This is a genomic window from Salinivibrio kushneri (assembly GCF_005280275.1).
Taxonomy (GTDB): Bacteria; Pseudomonadota; Gammaproteobacteria; order Enterobacterales; family Vibrionaceae; genus Salinivibrio; species Salinivibrio kushneri.
The window spans coordinates 1,680,072-1,697,718 of record NZ_CP040021.1; the positions used below are offsets into that span (position 1 = coordinate 1,680,072).

Annotated in this window: 20 protein-coding genes and 1 tRNA gene; 3 read left to right on the forward strand and 18 right to left on the reverse strand. The window is 45.9% G+C overall.

What is annotated here, in order from left to right:
- Nucleotides 1–38 precede the first annotated feature (38 nt).
- The 4 genes from FCN78_RS07895 to FCN78_RS07910 all read right to left on the reverse strand — a co-directional run bounded on the left by FCN78_RS07895 (nucleotide 39) and on the right by FCN78_RS07910 (nucleotide 2,870).
- Nucleotides 39–635, reverse strand: coding sequence for a class I SAM-dependent methyltransferase (locus FCN78_RS07895; protein WP_077658765.1), 597 nt, complete (start codon nucleotides 633–635; stop codon nucleotides 39–41).
- Nucleotides 636–761: 126 nt separating this feature from the next.
- Entirely contained in the window at nucleotides 762–1,295 is a 534-nt protein-coding gene (locus tag FCN78_RS07900; protein ID WP_077658766.1) for a GNAT family N-acetyltransferase, read from the reverse strand.
- Between the two features lie 436 nt (nucleotides 1,296–1,731).
- Nucleotides 1,732–2,085 (reverse strand): hypothetical protein, encoded by a 354-nt coding sequence (locus tag FCN78_RS07905; RefSeq protein WP_077658767.1) that lies wholly within the window; start codon nucleotides 2,083–2,085, stop codon nucleotides 1,732–1,734.
- A 272-nt stretch (nucleotides 2,086–2,357) separates the two neighbouring features.
- Nucleotides 2,358–2,870: a hypothetical protein gene (locus FCN78_RS07910; protein WP_077658768.1), complete on the reverse strand. Its 513-nt coding sequence runs from the start codon at nucleotides 2,868–2,870 to the stop codon at nucleotides 2,358–2,360.
- A gap of 96 nt (nucleotides 2,871–2,966) precedes the next feature.
- Between FCN78_RS07910 and FCN78_RS15855 the strand changes: the two genes are divergently transcribed.
- Nucleotides 2,967–3,233: a hypothetical protein gene (locus FCN78_RS15855; protein ID WP_162274059.1), complete on the forward strand. Its 267-nt coding sequence runs from the start codon at nucleotides 2,967–2,969 to the stop codon at nucleotides 3,231–3,233.
- On the opposite strand, the gene FCN78_RS16115 is transcribed toward FCN78_RS15855, so the two are convergent.
- Together FCN78_RS16115 and FCN78_RS07920 are read right to left on the reverse strand one after the other, a co-directional pair.
- Nucleotides 3,177–3,635: an HNH endonuclease gene (locus FCN78_RS16115; protein WP_327292078.1), complete on the reverse strand. Its 459-nt coding sequence runs from the start codon at nucleotides 3,633–3,635 to the stop codon at nucleotides 3,177–3,179. The genes FCN78_RS15855 and FCN78_RS16115 overlap by 57 nt on opposite strands.
- Before the next feature lie 336 nt (nucleotides 3,636–3,971).
- Complete coding sequence (locus FCN78_RS07920; RefSeq protein ID WP_077658769.1) at nucleotides 3,972–5,045, reverse strand: hypothetical protein; 1,074 nt, start codon at nucleotides 5,043–5,045, stop codon at nucleotides 3,972–3,974.
- Between the two features lie 91 nt (nucleotides 5,046–5,136).
- Between FCN78_RS07920 and FCN78_RS07925 the strand changes: the two genes are divergently transcribed.
- Nucleotides 5,137–6,159 carry an IS110 family RNA-guided transposase gene (locus FCN78_RS07925; protein ID WP_077605760.1) on the forward strand — a complete coding sequence of 341 codons (1,023 nt, stop codon included), beginning with the start codon at nucleotides 5,137–5,139 and terminating at the stop codon, nucleotides 6,157–6,159.
- Between the two features lie 377 nt (nucleotides 6,160–6,536).
- Here the strand turns inward: FCN78_RS07925 and FCN78_RS07930 are convergent, their stop codons facing one another.
- The 10 genes from FCN78_RS07930 to FCN78_RS07975 all read right to left on the reverse strand — a co-directional run bounded on the left by FCN78_RS07930 (nucleotide 6,537) and on the right by FCN78_RS07975 (nucleotide 14,414).
- Entirely contained in the window at nucleotides 6,537–6,932 is a 396-nt protein-coding gene (locus tag FCN78_RS07930; RefSeq protein WP_077659823.1) for a hypothetical protein, read from the reverse strand.
- 172 nt (nucleotides 6,933–7,104) lie between these two features.
- Nucleotides 7,105–7,473 (reverse strand): VOC family protein, encoded by a 369-nt coding sequence (locus FCN78_RS07935; protein ID WP_069362635.1) that lies wholly within the window; start codon nucleotides 7,471–7,473, stop codon nucleotides 7,105–7,107.
- Between the two features lie 113 nt (nucleotides 7,474–7,586).
- The gene (locus FCN78_RS07940) at nucleotides 7,587–8,009 is read right to left on the reverse strand and encodes a DUF2513 domain-containing protein (protein WP_077659807.1); all 423 of its coding nucleotides are present in this window, start codon (nucleotides 8,007–8,009) and stop codon (nucleotides 7,587–7,589) included.
- A 98-nt stretch (nucleotides 8,010–8,107) separates the two neighbouring features.
- Complete coding sequence (locus FCN78_RS07945; protein ID WP_077659808.1) at nucleotides 8,108–8,500, reverse strand: hypothetical protein; 393 nt, start codon at nucleotides 8,498–8,500, stop codon at nucleotides 8,108–8,110.
- Between the two features lie 102 nt (nucleotides 8,501–8,602).
- Complete coding sequence (locus FCN78_RS07950; RefSeq protein WP_069589978.1) at nucleotides 8,603–9,034, reverse strand: acetyltransferase; 432 nt, start codon at nucleotides 9,032–9,034, stop codon at nucleotides 8,603–8,605.
- A gap of 486 nt (nucleotides 9,035–9,520) precedes the next feature.
- Nucleotides 9,521–9,611: transfer RNA gene (locus FCN78_RS07955), tRNA-Ser, on the reverse strand.
- A gap of 130 nt (nucleotides 9,612–9,741) precedes the next feature.
- Entirely contained in the window at nucleotides 9,742–10,494 is a 753-nt protein-coding gene (pstB, locus tag FCN78_RS07960; RefSeq protein ID WP_218089801.1) for a phosphate ABC transporter ATP-binding protein PstB, read from the reverse strand.
- A 133-nt stretch (nucleotides 10,495–10,627) separates the two neighbouring features.
- Nucleotides 10,628–11,932 (reverse strand): phosphate ABC transporter permease PstA, encoded by a 1,305-nt coding sequence (gene pstA, locus FCN78_RS07965; RefSeq protein WP_077486915.1) that lies wholly within the window; start codon nucleotides 11,930–11,932, stop codon nucleotides 10,628–10,630.
- Nucleotides 11,925–13,307 carry a phosphate ABC transporter permease subunit PstC gene (pstC, locus tag FCN78_RS07970; RefSeq protein ID WP_069362254.1) on the reverse strand — a complete coding sequence of 461 codons (1,383 nt, stop codon included), beginning with the start codon at nucleotides 13,305–13,307 and terminating at the stop codon, nucleotides 11,925–11,927. Before pstC ends, pstA begins: the two co-directional genes overlap by 8 nt.
- Before the next feature lie 66 nt (nucleotides 13,308–13,373).
- On the reverse strand, nucleotides 13,374–14,414 hold the full coding sequence (locus FCN78_RS07975) for a substrate-binding domain-containing protein (protein WP_069362253.1): 1,041 nt from the start codon (nucleotides 14,412–14,414) through the stop codon (nucleotides 13,374–13,376).
- 292 nt (nucleotides 14,415–14,706) lie between these two features.
- Between FCN78_RS07975 and FCN78_RS07980 the strand changes: the two genes are divergently transcribed.
- A complete protein-coding gene (locus FCN78_RS07980; RefSeq protein ID WP_077659785.1) occupies nucleotides 14,707–15,177 on the forward strand; it encodes a hypothetical protein in 471 nt (156 codons plus the stop codon).
- A 91-nt stretch (nucleotides 15,178–15,268) separates the two neighbouring features.
- Here FCN78_RS07980 and FCN78_RS07985 read toward each other — a convergent pair whose 3' ends face one another.
- Nucleotides 15,269–16,885, reverse strand: coding sequence for a methyl-accepting chemotaxis protein (locus FCN78_RS07985; protein WP_069362251.1), 1,617 nt, complete (start codon nucleotides 16,883–16,885; stop codon nucleotides 15,269–15,271).
- A gap of 128 nt (nucleotides 16,886–17,013) precedes the next feature.
- Nucleotides 17,014–17,475 carry a DUF3429 domain-containing protein gene (locus FCN78_RS07990; RefSeq protein ID WP_235607614.1) on the reverse strand — a complete coding sequence of 154 codons (462 nt, stop codon included), beginning with the start codon at nucleotides 17,473–17,475 and terminating at the stop codon, nucleotides 17,014–17,016.
- Nucleotides 17,476–17,647: the final 172 nt, after the last annotated feature.

A 17,647-nucleotide genomic window follows, 5' to 3' on the forward strand; every position in this document is an offset into this window, starting at 1 on the left:
AAAGATGCCATACGGCACCCCTCTTTTTACTGCCTTTGTTATTTACGTTTTACAGCAACCACTGAAAAAACATGCCAATGCTTAGGGGTTCCGACCATTGTCGCGCCAGGTTCATCACGCTCTTTGAAACTGACTATTTCAAACTCTTCAAATAAGATCTCAACTTGTTTTTTACTCAACGGTGCCGTCGGTAACCGAAAATTCGTTGCCCAAGTATCTCTAGGCCCCATAAAATCACCTACAAAAACACCACCAACCGCGATAGAAGAAGCAATTTTTTGCCATGTATTTTTAAACTCTATCGGATCAGCAAAGAACAAACTTGAGTTTGCTATCACTATGCCAGTAGAAGGATAATTGAAAGACTCAAATGAGCACTCTGAAAGTTTAACCAGCGGCTTTGAACTAAACCTTTCTGAACATATTGCAATAGAGTCTGGATTAATATCAAAGCCATACACCTGATAGCCTTGCTGCTCTAGATGCGCTATTTCACTTCCGGTTCCACAACCGCAATCGACAGCGGTTTTCAGTCCAGACTGATCCAACTCAATGGCGAGTTCAGTGCGTGAATTGTGGTGGCGTAACAATGATTTTTCGTAGTACTGACGCCAAGTTGCTAAAGTATCATCCATAACGTTCAATATTCCAATAAAGTGAACCGAATTAAGGTGTGAACAACGCTTATCCCTTAGCTAATCCATTGTGCGTAAGTACCAAAGCTGATTAAAACTGAAAATGCCAAGCGCTGAAAAGTTCTCTTAAATACCTTGCCTGTTGCGTTCTAACCACTCCGAACGCAGCATCCCATATTTAACTGAATCGTAGTACTTGCCCTCGTAGTAACGAACTTTTCGCAATCTAGCTTCTTGTTGAAAGCCTAATTTCAATGCTAGCGACATCATGCGAGGATTACCCGACCAAGTTGTCATACCAACGCGCTCAATTTCTTTAGTATTAAATAAGTACGTAACCCAGAGAGGAATGGCTCGTGCTGCGATACCCTTCCCCCAATATGTAGAATCATAAATTATAATACCAGCTTCAAGCCAGCGAGTTTCTTCACATTCCCAGTAGCAATTTACTGTCCCAACAGGTACATCATCTACAGTGACTAACTGTAAGTCTGAACCATTCAATAATCTTTTAAATGAAGATTTCTCAAATTGTTCTAGTGATGGATGTGAGTAAGGAAAGTAAGGGCCATTAAACTTTGTCCATTCATCATTTGAAATAACCAAAGAATGGAGAGGTTCCAGTTCGCCTTCCTTGGCTGGTCTTATATCTACTTTCATATATTCCTTAACACTTCTCGATTCTTCCTAGCTAACCAACGAATGACATAATTCTCTCTTGATGCTCTTCCACAGGCCTTTACCACCGCAAGTAACCATGTCTACTCAGTTCTTTTTCAGAGTTTTTCTCGCCAAGTATCACTTTTTCTCTTCACGCGGTAGGTGATCGCGGAAAAGTCATTCTCCATAACTCGTTCTCATGCTTCTGAGTGGGAACGGGAAGTAATGTCTAATTGCCATGTCACATGATTGGCAGGCAGCGGTAAGACCGCAGTAAGAGACCTTCTATATGTGTTTGCCGTAAGCAATGACTTAATGGCAGGAATGACAGAACGAAGTAGACGACTTTGTTGTTCGAGAGCATTGGCTGCTGACGCTGCCAAAAAATGCTATTGCCTATTGACCGGAGAAGGGCTCATATGTGTTATGTGAACTGCTAGTTCTCTGGAGTAAGCTTTTCTAAGCACTCGGTTACTAAGTCAGCTTGCCCATGAGAACCGCACTTTTCAGCTGCACCTTTGGTCTCATTATATGAATCAATAATTACGTAACCACTGATTAGAAGGCAAATTAACCCTACTGTACTGCTAAAAATCTTTAGCTTGCCTGATTTAACAGCAAAAGCACATACTGCACCATACACAAAGCCAAAATAGTAGTAGCCAGCCTCGAAGTACATATCTTTCGAGATTATGTCATCAAATGTTGTCGTCCCTAAAAGAGCTGACTGAAAATCAACAACACCTTTACCTAAAATACCAAGACCAATTAAAAAGAGTACTACGTTCACTATTTTTCCTACAAAGTTTTACTATGATTACAAAATTTTGAGCATACTTGAATAACTGCCATGAATTAGAACACTGTCTATCATACTGCCCAAAGCGAGTAACCAATTGTAATACATAGAAAAACAAACACCACCTATAATTAAAAACAAACCATTCAATAGGTCAATAGGAAATCAAACATCCCACACAGTCACATAACGCAGAGCGCACCGGTGACCTTTACAGAGCGAAGCGGCGTAAAGGGCATCCATGTGGCGCGAATTGTTATGCATTAGAGCAACCCGAGAAGTGTGGTTGCCCCTGCGCCGACCATGCTGGCCACTGTACCATTTTCGAGCAATGCTTTAAGTTTTGATTTTGCTTCCTTGTCGTCACTTTTAGCCACATGCTCGACAAGCTGCTTAATACTGACATTAGCGACCTGAACGTTTTGATCGCCGATCTGTACCATTTCGCCGGAAACAGAGCCGATATTTATCGTCGAGGACGCTCTGTTCGTTAGGTGTGGCTCCGCTGTTGTGTTCTGAACATTCAGCGTGAGCATATGGGGGTGATTGGTGCCGACGTTCAGGCTACCGCCTTCGAGAAACTGAACATCAGTTACCTTGAGGTGTATCTCTCTTTTACCTGCCTTTTGAACTATCACGTCCCCAATTCCTACATCGGGTTCCTCTGAATATGGGACATTCATTTTTCCCTTAGAGGTATCCCTTTTCGCTTTGTACTCGGCACCATCAATAACGACCGTTTCTGGATAGGCTAGTTTGTCAAAATCGAAATCCATGCAACCTCCTTATTGTGTATGCATAACGAATGACATGGATTCCCCCTCTTGAAGATCTGCCACACTTAGGTGCGGCCTTTAATACCGGAGGTAACCATGTCTACTCAATTCTTTTTTGGCGTTGATCTCGCCAAGCACCACTTTTCTCTTCACGCGGTGGATGACGAAAAAAAAGTCGCCATTATTGCCTGTATGCGTAAGATGTTGGTGATCTTAGATTCGATGCTCAGAGTGGGGATAAAAATCTCGCCAAAATTTAGGATTGACGACATACTCTTTTGCTATATTCGTACTCAATACATTGAATTACTGTATAAAAACGACGTCTCTATGGTATGCCAAATACGCCTTTTTACGCTTTGATAAGCCACTAATTTTGACATTAAGGTCGACTCTCCACTGCTCCAATTGCGTTTCAATTTCAGCACTGGAGATCATTAGATATCCAGTATCGGAGACAGAGATATAACCTTTATCAAAGAGAGCATCAATATGAGGAGCGAGTAGAAATCCGTTTTCTGAGTCTAATCTCTCTTGGTTAGTCGACACTCTCCACGGTTTAATATGGCCAGCGATAAGAAATCGCGGATCAGTCGTGCCAGTAATCGGACAACTTGAAGAGATTTTGAATAGGTTTTGTCTATATCGCCCCTGACCTATACGTGAAGAAGCTAAGGCTACTCTTTCTGTTGATTCAGTTACCGAAGCTTGAGCTTCAGCATCTAGGCTTAACTCATGTGCTTTTAGTAGTTGGACAGTACACAGACCATCTTCGTGGGATACAACAAACTCCCACGTAACTCAAGACTATTGAGGTAGGATGCAAGAGCCTTAATTCTTGACGGAAAGCGAGTAATATCTGAGCCTGAAAACTCACATAGAAACCAACTGTTTTCAATTACGATAACACTTTCTTTTAGTGCATAACCACGTTCATTAAACTTCACTTTGAGAAGATCACCAATTAGCAGAGCACTTAAATCTATCTGGGACTTTAAAGCATCATATAACTTTGACCTTCGTTTGTTGTAGTTGATTTTTTTCATATTTTCCTCAAAGAATATAACACTTGCAACAGAAGAAAACTAACAGCCTACGCGATTAATTTGTCTGTTGGTTGCTCTTGTTAGGCGGAATTACATGCCCATGACTATCAAATAAGATTGACAACGTGCCAGCTCTTAGTTTTTCACGAAAATCATCTTCGTTAACTTTTCCATCGAGAACATCGCCAACCAACATATCCATTAACGCTCCAAAAACATTGGGATCATAAGTATCAAACTCAGGCTCTGAATCAGTCAATTTACAAACTATTTGTGGAGGATTAACACCAGACACGTCAGTCAACGTTGAATATATCGGGCTATTTTTTAAATGTAGATGACAACAAGCGAAATTAGCTACTAATTCACGAAATTGTATACTAGTAACTGGACCAATTAATTTTTCTATTACAGTTTTATTAAGTTGATTAATTACTGCACCAGCGTCGCCAAACACTGCGATAATACCAATACCATTTATAATTATTCCTGATGTGTTAGCAAAGGATATATCCATATAGTCGTACTGTTGTACAGTATCTCGACTATCAACAGGAATTACAAAAAAAGAACCAATGCAAAACTCGTCAAGAGATGCCTGAGTATAAGGAATACGACTTAAGCAATACACATGGTGGAAGCTTTCCCAATTATATCCGACTCCATCAGCAATGGATGAATACTCAATCCTACGATCCAAGTGCATTCGTAAAGATTGGTCCATTATGTGAGTTTTTGTAAAAATCAAAGCTAACCATATATATATCTTTAAACAAATATCGTCATTTAATAAGCTAGTAAATTGTTCAAAATCATCTGAAAAAACCCGGCTCAATGGTGTTTCCAATACTGAACTAAGCAAACTATTACACTCTATGCAACAAGGAATAACATACTGATTATATTTAAATTTACTACCATTGGGTAAATTAACAGTTTCATTATAAAGGTCAAACCGTTTTAAGAGCCATTTAGGAATTACATGCTCATCATTCTGGTTGTTAGCATCTAATCTTTTGGTACATAAAAAGCATACATCTAAGTTGCATACCTCTGATGCAAAAGCGGAAATACTTACAAATGTAGTTTTACCGTTGGAATCTATAATATTTCCATTATTTAGTTTCACTGCATTCTCCTCTCCGCCTAACGAATGACATGGATTCCCCCTCTTGAAGATCTGCCACACTTAGGTGCGGTCTTTAATAACGGAGGTAACCATGTCTACTCAATTCTTTTGTGGCGTTGATCTCGCCAAGCACCACTTTTCTCTTCACGCGGTGGATGACCACGGAAAAGTCATTCTCCATAAATCTGTTTCACGCGCTAAATTACTGGCTACATTAGCAAATATGCCTACGATGTGTATAGGTATTGAGGCCTGCAGTGGGGCACATTATTGGGCCAGAGAATTCAACAAGCTCGGCCACGATACCCGCATCATGGCCGCAAAGTACGTCGGTCCTTATCGCACAAAAGGAAAAAATGACCTGAACGATGCCGTTGCCATTTGTGACGCGGTTCAGCGTCCAAATAGCCGGTTTATTCCTGTTAAGTCACCCGAACGCCAAGCGATTCTCGCGACTCATCGTGTACGTGAGCATTGGGTCAATGAACGTACTGCCCTCATTAATCGTATTCGTGCATTACTGGCAGAGTTCGGCATTATTATTCCAACAGGACGAGCCGCCATTCACAGAGAAGTACCTCTCATTCTCGAGGCAGTAGAAAATGGCCTACCTGATATTGCTCGTGCCGTCGTGGCAGATTGCTTTGACCACCTACAAACACTTAATCAGCGTATCGCCGATACCGAGCAGTGTTTCGATATGGTTACCAAGGCCAGTCCTAATGCTCAGCGTATTCTTAACGTTCGCGGCATTGGCCCACAAACAGCAACGGCGATTATCGCCACTATCGGAAAAGGCGAGCAGTTTGATTCCGGCAGAGACTTTGCTGCTTGGCTTGGATTAGTGCCCAAACAGTACTCAACCGGAGGAAAACCGCGATTGGGTCGTATTAGTAAACGAGGAGATAAATACCTCAGAACGCTCTTAGTGCATGGTGCGAGAGCCGTCATCACGAACCTAGGCGATAAGCAAGATAGGCTCAGTGTCTGGGGGCGAAATGTCCTTGAGCGACGTGGCATGAATCGCGCCATTGTCGCTCTCGCGGCCAAAAATGCACGCATTGTGTGGGCGTTATTGCACCATCAAACGGATTATCAAGACTACGCGGCCTAACTCGTCGCTGTCGTAAGGAGAATACACCAACCGGGTCATTGCACACGCAAGTTGATGAGTATCGGTGAAGACCATTTGCAGAGAGCCTGTTAATGCGGCGGGCACCTTGATGCCTTCTAACGAATTAGGCACTGCAACCGCGCAATGTCATCAGGGCCATGACGTGAGTCAGTAAAAGGCCGAATGTAGAGCGGCAGTCCAAACCAAACTCAATACGCTTCGCGGATGCTTGACGAACGGGGGAATCCATGTAGCCAAATTAAGGTGTGAAGCACATTACCAAAACACTTAATATGAGCGCCTTAACCACTAAACTTAACCCAAACCAAAAGTGCCAAGCGTGCTGAATCACTCTTAAATTTTTTGTTAGCAACTATTTACAACGGTTCACTTAATACCGATGTCAGAACCGTATGACTTGTCCGACGCATAGTAAAACAACGAAATAGTCCTGTTTGCTTTATTGCATTGAACAGGTCTTGATCGTTAATTGAAAAGACATGCTGAATACTTCTTTCGCTGTCATCCTGATGAAAACCTCGATTAAAAGATTCAACAATTATATCTTTAATTGCCTGGTCTAAATGCTTAGGTGAACCATATTTATATATTTCGAGCGCCCCTCCGATGTGCTTCAAAATCGGGCTTTTCCCGATCCCATTTTCACCGAAAAGAACTAAGGGCTTCATATCACTGCTTCGAATTGCTTTTGCTAATACTGCTATATCTTTTCGAAACTCAGATTCACTTACAAACTCAACTGATTTTGTCATCTTATTACTTCCTCACACATAGGTGTAGAGTCGTGGTTGCTAACGCCAAATTAAGGTGTGAACAACGCTAACCACCTACCTAATGCATTGTGCCATAAACACTAAACTTGCTTGAAGTGAGAGCGATTAGCGTTGTGAATCACCCTTAAATTTTATTGTTAGGGCGCAGAACCTATTGGTATACGCTGACTTCGATTAAATTCTTATCAAGATCCAAAAAATAGACCGATTGGATTGAACCAACAGCTCCTGATTTTTCTACGGGACCCTCAATGATCTTCACATTTTCTTTGACCAAATGCTCTATCACTGACGCCAACGACCAATCAGTAATTAAGCAAATATCACCTGAACCCACATTGGCTATATTTCGCGGTTCTTGACCCAGAAGCTGAAAGTTAATTTTCTGATTTCCAAACGTTACAGCTTTCCGACCGTTGGAAAAAGTGACTTCATCCATGCACAATACCCGTTTGTAAAAATCTACTGATTTTTCTATGTCGGAAACTGTAAGGACAATATGATCTATGTGACTAATCATCACTTTACTCCTTGCGCCCTAACGCCTCGCTTAACCGGCGCAAAATAGCAGGCTAAAATTAGCGACGAAGGAGCGAAATCCTGCTGTTTTGCGTCCCTTGGTTAAAGCGTTTGTTATGAGCCTGCTGCATCAAGTAGCGACTTAACTTTCTGTTTTGCATAACCTTTCGCAAGATCTTTTGCTACAGAAATTGTTGTATCTAAACTTGCATCTTTAAAGTTTTTTTGTATTTCTTTCCAAACATTCGGTTCATTTAATGACTCAATAAAGTCATGACCAAAAGCAGTTAACCTCAGCGGAACAACCGACCAAAACCTTTCACCACTCCCCATAAGCCTATAGCCCGCACCGCGTGATTGCTGGGTAGCAAACGACTCGATATATCCTTTATCAACTAGGAGGTCAGTGTGAAAAACAAACTTATCATCGTCATAATGAAAGCCTTTCGCTTCCAATTCTCTTATATCGGTCAGCGGTCCTTCCGCACTTTCAAATGCCTCAAGCAAAGACTTTAGATACTCTTTATCGATCTTCATTAAAATTCCTCGTTGGCTCATAACGCCGCCATAAACGGCGCGAGCTTGCGAGCGTCCGGCGACCAATGGGAGCGAATTTGATGGCTTTGTTAGAAGTCTTATTCACTGACATATATAGCTTTACCTGCAACAGTCTTAGCTGTAACTGGTATCGCATACATATAACCCGTTCCATAACCACCTACAACTGTAGATGTGCTCTCACCAGTAGCGCCCAATAACACTCCATTTGCACCAAGCTTTGCCGCTTGATTTTTGAGTTCTTGTACGGCGTAATCCACTGAACCTTGTTCGGTCCATCCAGCATCGCTTGACGCATTTACAATGCCTATGACCTCAAACTTAGCAGGTGTCTCTAAGTACAGTTTAACCTGATTTGGTTCCACGGGCGTTCTTTTAGTTCCAGTTACGATTGCCGATCCAGATGCGCACGCAACCAATGATATAGCCAGCAGTGAGACAACTATGGTTTTTATATTGGAAAATCCCATTTACGGCTCCTTTGACTTCTAACGCCGCCAGCACGCGCGGCTTTGTAGTGAAGGCGAAGCCGCAACGAAAAAGACGTCGCCGTGCCTGGCCTTGTTAAATTTTTATAGCACCATATGCAACAGCGGATAAGGCTTACCCTGACCATCGACTGGTGACCGATCTATCACTTTAAAGCCAATATGCTGATAAAAACCTACCGCCTGTTCATTCTGCTCGTTTACATCGACCTTTGATGCTCCCTGCTCTTTGATAGCATGGGCCGCTAACATGGCACCAATGCCTTTTCCGCGAGCATCAGGTGAGATGAACAACATCTCAATATTACCGTCATGTACTCCACAGAATCCCTGAATTTCACCGTTACCGTTTTTAGCGCACCTTAAATCAACTGCGTCAAAATACTGCCCCAGGATTAACGGCTTTAACTCCTGTAGATCATCTTCAGACAGAAAATCATGCGTTGCCCTGACCGACGCTTCCCAGACTTCTATCAGCTTAAGGTGATCTGCTTTTTCTACGACCTCAATACTCATCACTAAACCCGATTGAAAATTTAACATTGTATTAGTGTGCGTGCTCGATTTGTCAAAACCGTTATACGCCCTGTCTTTTTCATAACCTCATGATAATAATGTCGTTTTTCCATCTTTCTCATCAAATCCTCATTGGTGATAATGTGCATGCCGCCTATCCCGGTTGAGGTGTTCACATTATCCCCGCGCTTGTACTTTTAACCGATTGATTATTAGTGTTTTTTATTTTTTCGCCCCGAGAAAGTGTGAATCCGTCATGAGAAAGCGTGCATCTATGTAGGCGTTTTGTTGCATTGCACGCTACCGCCGTTGGTTGTCGGCGTCCAAAAGGCCATGTAAGAGACATAAATATAAACGGTTAGCGTACCAGAGTGCAGAAAAGCTGTTTAGACAGAATCGCCTAAAATGTTGGTGAGGTCAGAGTTTGGGAGTTTGCGGGACAATAAATGCAAAAAAGCCGCTGACTGAGCAGCGGCTTTCGGTATGTGGCGGAGAGATAGGGATTTGAACCCTAGAAGGGCTATTAACCCTTGCCGGTTTTCAAGACCGGTGCTTTCAACCACTCAGCCATCTCTCCGGAACGGGGCGTATACTAGAGGCTGCTCAGAGCGATGTAAAGTCCATTCTTACTTTTTCGCACTTAAGTGCTGATTTTATCAGCAAAAGCCTATTTTCAGCGCTTTTCTCTCCTTTGCCCCGCCGTTTATTTAGCCAAATCGACCGTTGATGTAATCAGAGGTCAGTTTGTGCTCAGGGTCATTAAAGACTTTTTGTGTGCTGTTGACTTCAACCAAGTCACCAAGGTGGAAGTAGGCGGTGCGGTCAGACACTCGTGCCGCTTGCTGCATCGAGTGCGTGACGATCACGATGCTGAAGTTTTTCTTCAGATCGGCAATCAGCTCTTCAATGATACCGGTGGCAATCGGGTCTAGCGCCGAACAAGGCTCATCCATCAAGATCACTTCCGGCGCGACCGCAATGGTACGTGCGATACACAGACGCTGCTGCTGGCCGCCTGATAGACCTGTTGCTGGTTGATCGAGGCGATCTTTCACTTCGTTCCAAAGCCCTGCGCGCGTGAGTGATTGCTCAACCAATGCATCCAGCTCGTCTTTGCCGTCAATCAAGCCATGGATACGTGGGCCATATGCCACATTATCGTAAACCGATTTAGGGAACGGGTTGGGACGCTGGAATACCATGCCCACTTGCGAGCGAAGCTCCACAATTTCGGTGTCGCGATGATAGATATCTTCGCCATCCAAAATAATATCACCCGACACTTGGCAGCCAGGAATGGTGTCGTTCATGCGGTTGAGACAGCGCAAGAAGGTAGACTTACCACAGCCTGATGGACCAATCATCGCCAAGACTTCTTTTTCACCAATATCCAAGCTGACATCGGTGATCGCTGATTTTGAGCCGTTTTCGTAATTCACAAAGACATTACGAGCCGTCATACGTGGGCTCTCTACAAAAGGCACACCACACGTTTCAGTCGGTGCCGCCGTATTTTGCGGCGTGGTTTCTGCTACTTCTTCAGTCATGGCTAGGTTGTTCATTGTTGTCGTCGTCATGGTTGTTTCTCCCGACTTACCAGCGTCGTTCAAGACGCTTACGCAGAATCACGGCACAGGCATTCATAAGGGCAAGGAATGCCAGCAATACCATGATTGCGCCAGAGGTGTTTTCGACAAAGCCCTTTTCAGGATTCTCTGCCCATAAATAAATTTGAACGGGTAACGCAGTGGCGGCATCTAGGGGCCCTGAGGGGATATCCACGATAAAGGCCACCATACCAATCATCAGCAGCGGCGCGGTTTCGCCCAGCGCTTGCGCCATGCCGATAATGGTGCCGGTGAGCATGCCAGGCATGGCAAGTGGCAATACATGGTGAATCACCATTTGCATTTTTGATGCGCCGACACCCAAGGCGGCATCACGTACCGATGGCGGTACCGCTTTAATAGATGCGCGGCTCGAGATAATGATGGTTGGCAGTGTCATCAGTGTCAGGACCAAGCCGCCCACAACCGGCGCAGAACGCGGCAGGTCGGCAAAGTTGAGGAACACGGCTAAGCCCAGCAAACCAAACACGATCGACGGTACCGCTGCCAGGTTATTGATGTTAATTTCAATAATCTCAGTAATGCGATTACGTGGTGCGAACTCTTCCAAGTAAATCGCGGCCGCCACCCCAATGGGGAAGCTTAATGCCAGTGTCACCAGCAGCGTATAGAAAGAGCCCACGGTCGCGCCCCAGATCCCGGCAAGCTCAGCATCACGGCTGTCACCATTGGTGAAAAAGCGCGAGTTAAACACGGTGCGAACACGATCGTCCTCTTTTAGCTGGTTGAACCAACCAATGTGTTTGTCTTTAAACTGGCGATAAGACTCCGGCAAGCTGCCATCGATATTGCCTTTATTAAATTGGTTGACGTTATCGCCAGCGAGTGCCCAAATTTCAACCTCTTGCCCCACCAAGTCAGGATTGGCTGCCACGCGGTCGCGCAAGTCGTACTCGGCACCGTTAGACAGAAAACGGAACAGCTCACGTTTGTCGCCACGCGACGTCACCTCGGGCATGGCATCAAAAATGGCATCTGCCAATACTGAGCGATAGCCCAGGTATTTAAGGGTCTCATCATTTAATGGCTTGCCTTCAATACCTAGATTTTCTTCACTTAAATCAACGGTCAAGCGAATTTCCGTGGTATAGAAAGCGGTGTAGCCTTGCGAGACGATCGAGCCGAGCAATAGAACCAAGAAGGTAAACGCTAGGAAAATAGAGCCGATACCGTAAAAACGGAAACGTCCTTCTTTCCCGCGGCGCTTTGCTAAGCTGGCCCTTACCCTTGCGCGCTTTTCTTGCGCCAGTTGTTCGATTTTATCAGTCATATTGTTCCCGGTATTTCTTCACGATGTTCAACGCAATCACGTTAAGTGCCAGTGTCACAACAAATAAGGTCAGACCCAAAGCAAACGCCGCCAAGGTTTTTGGACTATCAAATTCTTGGTCACCTACAAGAAGCGTGACAATCTGCACCGTCACTGTGGTCACTGAATCAAGGGGGTTAGCCGTTAGGTTCGCCGACAGACCCGCCGCCATTACGACAATCATGGTTTCGCCAATTGCACGTGAAACAGCCAGCAATAAGCCACCCACAATGCCGGGTAATGCAGCCGGTAAAACAACCTTGCGAACCGTTTCTGACGGCGTCGCGCCCAGTCCATACGAGCCATCACGTAGCGATTGCGGTACAGCAGTGATCACATCGTCTGATAATGACGACACAAAAGGAATAATCATGATCCCCATCACCGCACCGGCAGCCAGTGCACTCTCTGACGACGCGCTGCTAAAGCCGATCGCCTGTGCCACATCACGTATAAAGGGTGCGGCCACCAATGCTGCAAAGAAGCCATAAACCACGGTTGGAATACCTGCCAGGATCTCCAAAATTGGTTTGACGATACCCCGTATACGCGGCGATGCATATTCGGCCAAGTAGATCGCACTCATCAACCCGACTGGTGCCGCAATGCACATGGCGATAAACGAGATCATCAAGGTGCCGGTAAACAGTGGAATCGCACCAAACGAGCCACTGGCCGCTTGTTGGTCTGCACGTAAGGCGATTTGCGGTGACCACTCAGTACCAAAAATAAATTCAGTGACTGGGATCATTTGGAAAAAGCGCAACGCCTCAAACAACACCGAGAGCACAATGCCCAGTGTGGTTAAAATCGCGAGTGTTGAACAAAGCAGCAAAAAAGCCTGCATCACATTTTCCACGCGATTTCGAGCGCGAAGACGTAATCGCAGAGAGCGCCAGCCAAAGGCCAACCCCGCTAATGCAAGCGATGTCATGGCGGTGAAACGCAACGTCGTTCCCAGTTGGTTCAACATTTGATAATGGTCAGCCGCTGCCAACAAGACAGCATCGTCAGTTTGGGTGATGCCACGAGCGACGTTGCCAATCTGACTGTATAGCAAGTCGGCGTTGCCGAACTGCGTGACATACGAATCAGATAGTTGTGCCATCACCAAACTGTGGATCAAGTTGGGTTCTACCGCTTGCCACAACAATAAGAGAACCAGTGCCGGAATAGCCGCGAGAATCGCAACATAAGAGCCGTAATAATTAGGACGAGAATGAAGCTTACTCAATCCGCCAGCCGTATCGGCGAGCTTGATTGAACGTGCTCGAGCAATAAAAAAGCCTGAAATTGCAATGACAGCAATTACGGTCATCAGCATGGGTGTTGTCATTGTTCCTCCTGAACACGCACAAAGGTGGCACCTCATGTGTGCCACCTTTTCGTGTTCACACTGCGCTTACAGGTTTGGTTTTAGGTCAACTGCGGCGCTGCGTACTTGTTTCCATTCACCGTTGTCGAGTGGGATAAGGCCACGGTCAGCCAAGTAACCCATGTTGCCGATTGCATCTTCAGCAGTGAATGCGCTTACGTAGTCTTTCAGACCTGGAATCACGTCTTCGTGTGCTTTTTTCACGTAGAAGTACAGTGAACGTGATACGGGGTAGTCGCCACTACCAATCGCGTCAAACGTTGGTTCAACACCCGCGATTTTTGAGCCTTGTACCTTGTCAGCATTTTGCTCTAGGAAGCTGTAACCGAAGATACCAAGTGCATCTGGGTTTGCTTCAAGCTTTTGTACGATAAGGTTGTCGTTCTCACCCGCTTCGATGAAAGCACCGTCTTCACGCATGCCATGACAAATCGCTTTAAACTTGTCTTCGTTGCTGTCTTCAAGCGCTGCCACTTCTGGGTATTCGGCACAGCCCGCTTCCATGGCTAGCTCAACAAAGGCGTCACGTGTACCTGATGTTGGTGGTGGACCTAGCACTTCAATTTTGGTGTTAGGCAGTGATGAATTCACGTCTTTCCACGTGTCATTTGGGTTATCAATGAAATTGCCGTTACCGTCTGGCACGGTTTTGGCGAGCGCGGTGTAGATGTCTTTCAAGCTCAAGTCATATTGCTGAGACATTTTCGAGTTCGCCAGCGCGATGCCGTCATAGCCGATTTTGATTTCAACAATGTCGTCAACGCCGTTTGATTTACAACGGTCAATTTCCGAGCTTTTGATTTTGCGTGATGCGTTAGTGATGTCTGGCGTGTTTTCACCCACACCTGCACAGAACAGCTTAAGACCGCCGCCTGAACCGGTTGATTCGATTTTTGGTACTGAGTATTGCGACGTGCGACCGAAGCGCTCAGCAACTACAGTAGCAAAAGGGTAAACGGTAGAAGAGCCAACGATGCTAATGTAATCACGGTTTGCGGCCGTTGCGCTACCTGAGGCCAGCACGGCCATTGATACTGTAGTAGCTGCAAAGAGAGCTTTAAGTTTCACATCAACCTCCAAGTCGATTATTTAAGTTAGTGCTGTGCAAATCAGTTTATCTACACATAACGAAGAACTCGGTTAACGGGGAGACACATTAAGAGCACAAAGTGACAGTTCCTTTATGCAATCATGAAGGTTTGATGACAGTGCGGCGCATTGGTAACAGATTCAAAAGTTGTTTTTACCACGCTGGCGCTGAACACATGGCGGGCTAGGATAAACGCATCCAGGGCTGATGCGCGTCGACGAGATGCGCCGATAAACGTCCTGTCTTCCACTTTTTAGATGAGTAAAGGCAATGATAGATGCCAAAGACAATGTCCCGTTAGACGCGCGTGCCGACGCGTTCCCGATGCATAATGATACCGCGCCGAGTAAGCCAGTGGTTTTGTTTTTGTGCGATGGTGTACATGGCGTCTCCTTGATGGCCGCCGCTGTGATGAAAAGTAAAGCGAGCAGCTTTTTTGATGTCCACTGCGCACATACATCCAGCACCATGCATACTGCACAAGCGTCAAAAGCACTTATTCAATTCCAACTCTCAACCTCTGGGATCACGCCTTGCCCGCTGGCCGAGCTGACATTGACATATGTTGATTATCTAGTTGCCGTGAATCCAGCCGCCGTACAATCTGGACTACCCTTGCCCCGTTACGGAAAATTTGTGCCTTGGGATGTGACCGAGCACAGTGATGCCGGCTTGGTTGCCGTGCTCCGGGAGGTGAATAAAAGCATCAACTACTTTTTATCTTTGTATTTATTTCGTTGAGATATTTGTTTCGCTACTGCGTTTGCGGCGGGAATAAAAAGTGCGCTCCATTCGCGCACTTTCTGTTGGTGGATGGTGTCGGTGGGTACAGTTATAACCTGAAGGCTTCCGCTTGCTCTTTAATACTGGCGTTTTCTTTTTCCAAGCGCTCATAGGCTTGACGGGTTTGCTCTGCGGTCTCGGCAAGTGACTCTGCCGCTTGGTGAATCGCCGACACATTTTGGTTCAGATCCGCCGCTGCCGTGGTTTGCTCTTCGGTCGCGGTAGCAATCGCACCTGTCATTTCAGATACCTGCTGCGTCGCATCATTAATGGTGTTGATCGCTTCTGCCGCATGCTTGGCATCATCCAGCCCTTTTTGCGTCAAGGTTTGGCTATCGCTCATCACTTTGTAGGCCTGACGCGCTTTGGTTTGCAGTCCTTCAATGATCTGGTTGATCTCATCGGTCGATGATTGGGTTTTGGTTGCCAACCCTCGTACCTCATCAGCCACGACCGCAAAGCCTCGACCCGCTTCGCCCGCGCGCGCCGCCTCAATAGCCGCGTTGAGCGCGAGCAAGTTGGTTTGCTCGGCGATGGTACTAATCACTTCCGAGACTTTACCGATATTTTCGCTGTCTTCGGTTAACGCCTCAATCACTTGCGAGGCTTCGTTAACTTGATCTTTAGCCGCCACGCTTTGCTGATACGATTGCTCAAACGTTTGTCGGCCTTGCTCTGCGTATTCACGCGATTTATCAGTATGTTCCGCCGCATTGACAGTGTTACTGGCCACTTCACCAAAGGTAGACTCCATCTGCGTCATCGCGCTCGCAAGCTGTGAGAGTTCACCCCGCTGTTGCTCAACGCTATTCACGGTATGGCTCACCTGGGTCGATAGCTCATCACTGACCGTTTGTAATCGCTTAGTGCCTTTCACTAACGACCCTATCAGCTCGGTAATGCTTTCTTGCATTTGCGCAAAGGTATTCGCTGCTTGTCCCAGCTCGTCGCGGTTAAACGTATCGAGATCCAACCGTTGGGTAAGATCACCGCTTTCCACCCGCTGCATCTGAGTAACCAGCTTCGCCAGCGGCCCACGTATTCGCTGTTGTAGCAATAACGCCACACCCGCCATCAGCACAACCAGAGCAATAATCACGGCAATACCACTATAAATGAGACGCTCAATTTTTTCCGATTCTCGCGTCTTTATCGCGTTGGCTTGGTCTTCCAACGTCTGTTGCAATGTGGCGAGATTCGCGACTATCTGGTCAAACGGCGCCAACATGGGGCCTAACATTTTACGGCGCGCATCATCAATTCGCCCGTTATCAATAAGCGAAATATAATCGTTTTGCATCTCACGGTAATTGTTCAGGCGCGTTTCTATCGTGGCCACGGCCTCTGTATTACTGTCACTCACCGTGAGTGCTTTCATTCGGTCAAGTGCTTCGCCAACCTCTTGATCGTTGCGCTCTATTTTCACCAAAATATCGCGATGCGCTTGTTTGTCATCGGTTAACCCGTAATCGAGTGCGAAACGGCGATAAGTGACGGTATAATAACGCAAGTCAGACACAGTGCTCAGCAGGCGAACATTACGCTCTACCACATCATTAAACTGTGCCTTGACCGTGTTTATTTCGCTGAACAAGTACGCCCCGCTCGCCGCAACCGCAATGCCGAGTGCCAGAAACACCACGCGTAAATACTGTATAATCGTCATTGGTTACCCCGCTGCCCCTAATTCCACTGTAAAGTTACTTGTTTTTTTGCGCACGAGGTAACGGGTACGGCCTATTGCTGCAATAGGTTCATTCTCGGTAGGGTTTTTCTTGGTGGCCTTTTTGCTGCTCACACCACAATGAGCAGCAACCCATGACAAGCCACAACAGCTATCGTCAAGCGGCCACGCATGGTTTGATAGGCAGAGGACGTGTCTTCACTCTCGCTTTTTCGGATCCATTTTTCCGCCAGCCATACCGCTAAATAACCGGTCGCAAGCAGCCCAGTCGCGATCAGGTATTGGGTCGCGCCTTGAATAAGCGCCCCCCAAGCCAAGAGTGCAAACAGGTTGCTCAGCAATAACGCATTACGGCTAAGTTTATGGGAAAAGTGATCGATGCCATTGCCCCATAAAACGCCGGATAAAAAGCTTAAAATCACCGCGCTATAGCTTAAAAAAAGCTGCTCGCCACTGAGACCTAATAAGGTCAGATCGGCCCAGGTGACGAGCACACCGCCAATAAAAGGAAGCAAGCCAAGGTACCCAAGTTGCAGCATGGTATCGCGCGAAGCGGGTTGTGGTTTCATCATCTCACTCCTAGACACTCTATTAAGGTTTTTATCAATCCTAAGTGTACGAAGACAATCCGCCACTGGCCGTCTTATCGACACATTTCGCTGCTTTTCTCAACACCTCCACCTAAAATAATGTGATTAACGGCTCTTTTTTTTGCAAAGGGTGCTTGTGTTGCGTAAATTGTTG

Bases quoted from the DNA above. Each gene is read 5' to 3' on its own strand.
- FCN78_RS07895 (WP_077658765.1), bottom strand. From the start codon at position 635: ATGGATGATACTTTAGCAACTTGGCGTCAGTACTACGAAAAATCATTG.
- FCN78_RS07900 (WP_077658766.1), bottom strand. From the start codon at position 1,295: ATGAAAGTAGATATAAGACCAGCCAAGGAAGGCGAACTGGAACCTCTC.
- FCN78_RS07910 (WP_077658768.1), bottom strand. From the start codon at position 2,870: ATGGATTTCGATTTTGACAAACTAGCCTATCCAGAAACGGTCGTTATT.
- FCN78_RS15855 (WP_162274059.1), top strand. From the start codon at position 2,967: ATGTCTACTCAATTCTTTTTTGGCGTTGATCTCGCCAAGCACCACTTT.
- FCN78_RS07925 (WP_077605760.1), top strand. From the start codon at position 5,137: ATGTCTACTCAATTCTTTTGTGGCGTTGATCTCGCCAAGCACCACTTT.
- FCN78_RS07930 (WP_077659823.1), bottom strand. From the start codon at position 6,932: ATGACAAAATCAGTTGAGTTTGTAAGTGAATCTGAGTTTCGAAAAGAT.
- FCN78_RS07935 (WP_069362635.1), bottom strand. From the start codon at position 7,473: ATGATTAGTCACATAGATCATATTGTCCTTACAGTTTCCGACATAGAA.
- FCN78_RS07940 (WP_077659807.1), bottom strand. From the start codon at position 8,009: ATGAAGATCGATAAAGAGTATCTAAAGTCTTTGCTTGAGGCATTTGAA.
- FCN78_RS07945 (WP_077659808.1), bottom strand. From the start codon at position 8,500: ATGGGATTTTCCAATATAAAAACCATAGTTGTCTCACTGCTGGCTATA.
- FCN78_RS07950 (WP_069589978.1), bottom strand. From the start codon at position 9,034: ATGAGTATTGAGGTCGTAGAAAAAGCAGATCACCTTAAGCTGATAGAA.
- pstB (WP_218089801.1), bottom strand. From the start codon at position 10,494: ATGACGGCTCGTAATGTCTTTGTGAATTACGAAAACGGCTCAAAATCA.
- pstA (WP_077486915.1), bottom strand. From the start codon at position 11,932: ATGACTGATAAAATCGAACAACTGGCGCAAGAAAAGCGCGCAAGGGTA.
- pstC (WP_069362254.1), bottom strand. From the start codon at position 13,307: ATGACAACACCCATGCTGATGACCGTAATTGCTGTCATTGCAATTTCA.
- FCN78_RS07980 (WP_077659785.1), top strand. From the start codon at position 14,707: ATGATAGATGCCAAAGACAATGTCCCGTTAGACGCGCGTGCCGACGCG.
- FCN78_RS07985 (WP_069362251.1), bottom strand. From the start codon at position 16,885: ATGACGATTATACAGTATTTACGCGTGGTGTTTCTGGCACTCGGCATT.
- FCN78_RS07990 (WP_235607614.1), bottom strand. From the start codon at position 17,475: ATGATGAAACCACAACCCGCTTCGCGCGATACCATGCTGCAACTTGGG.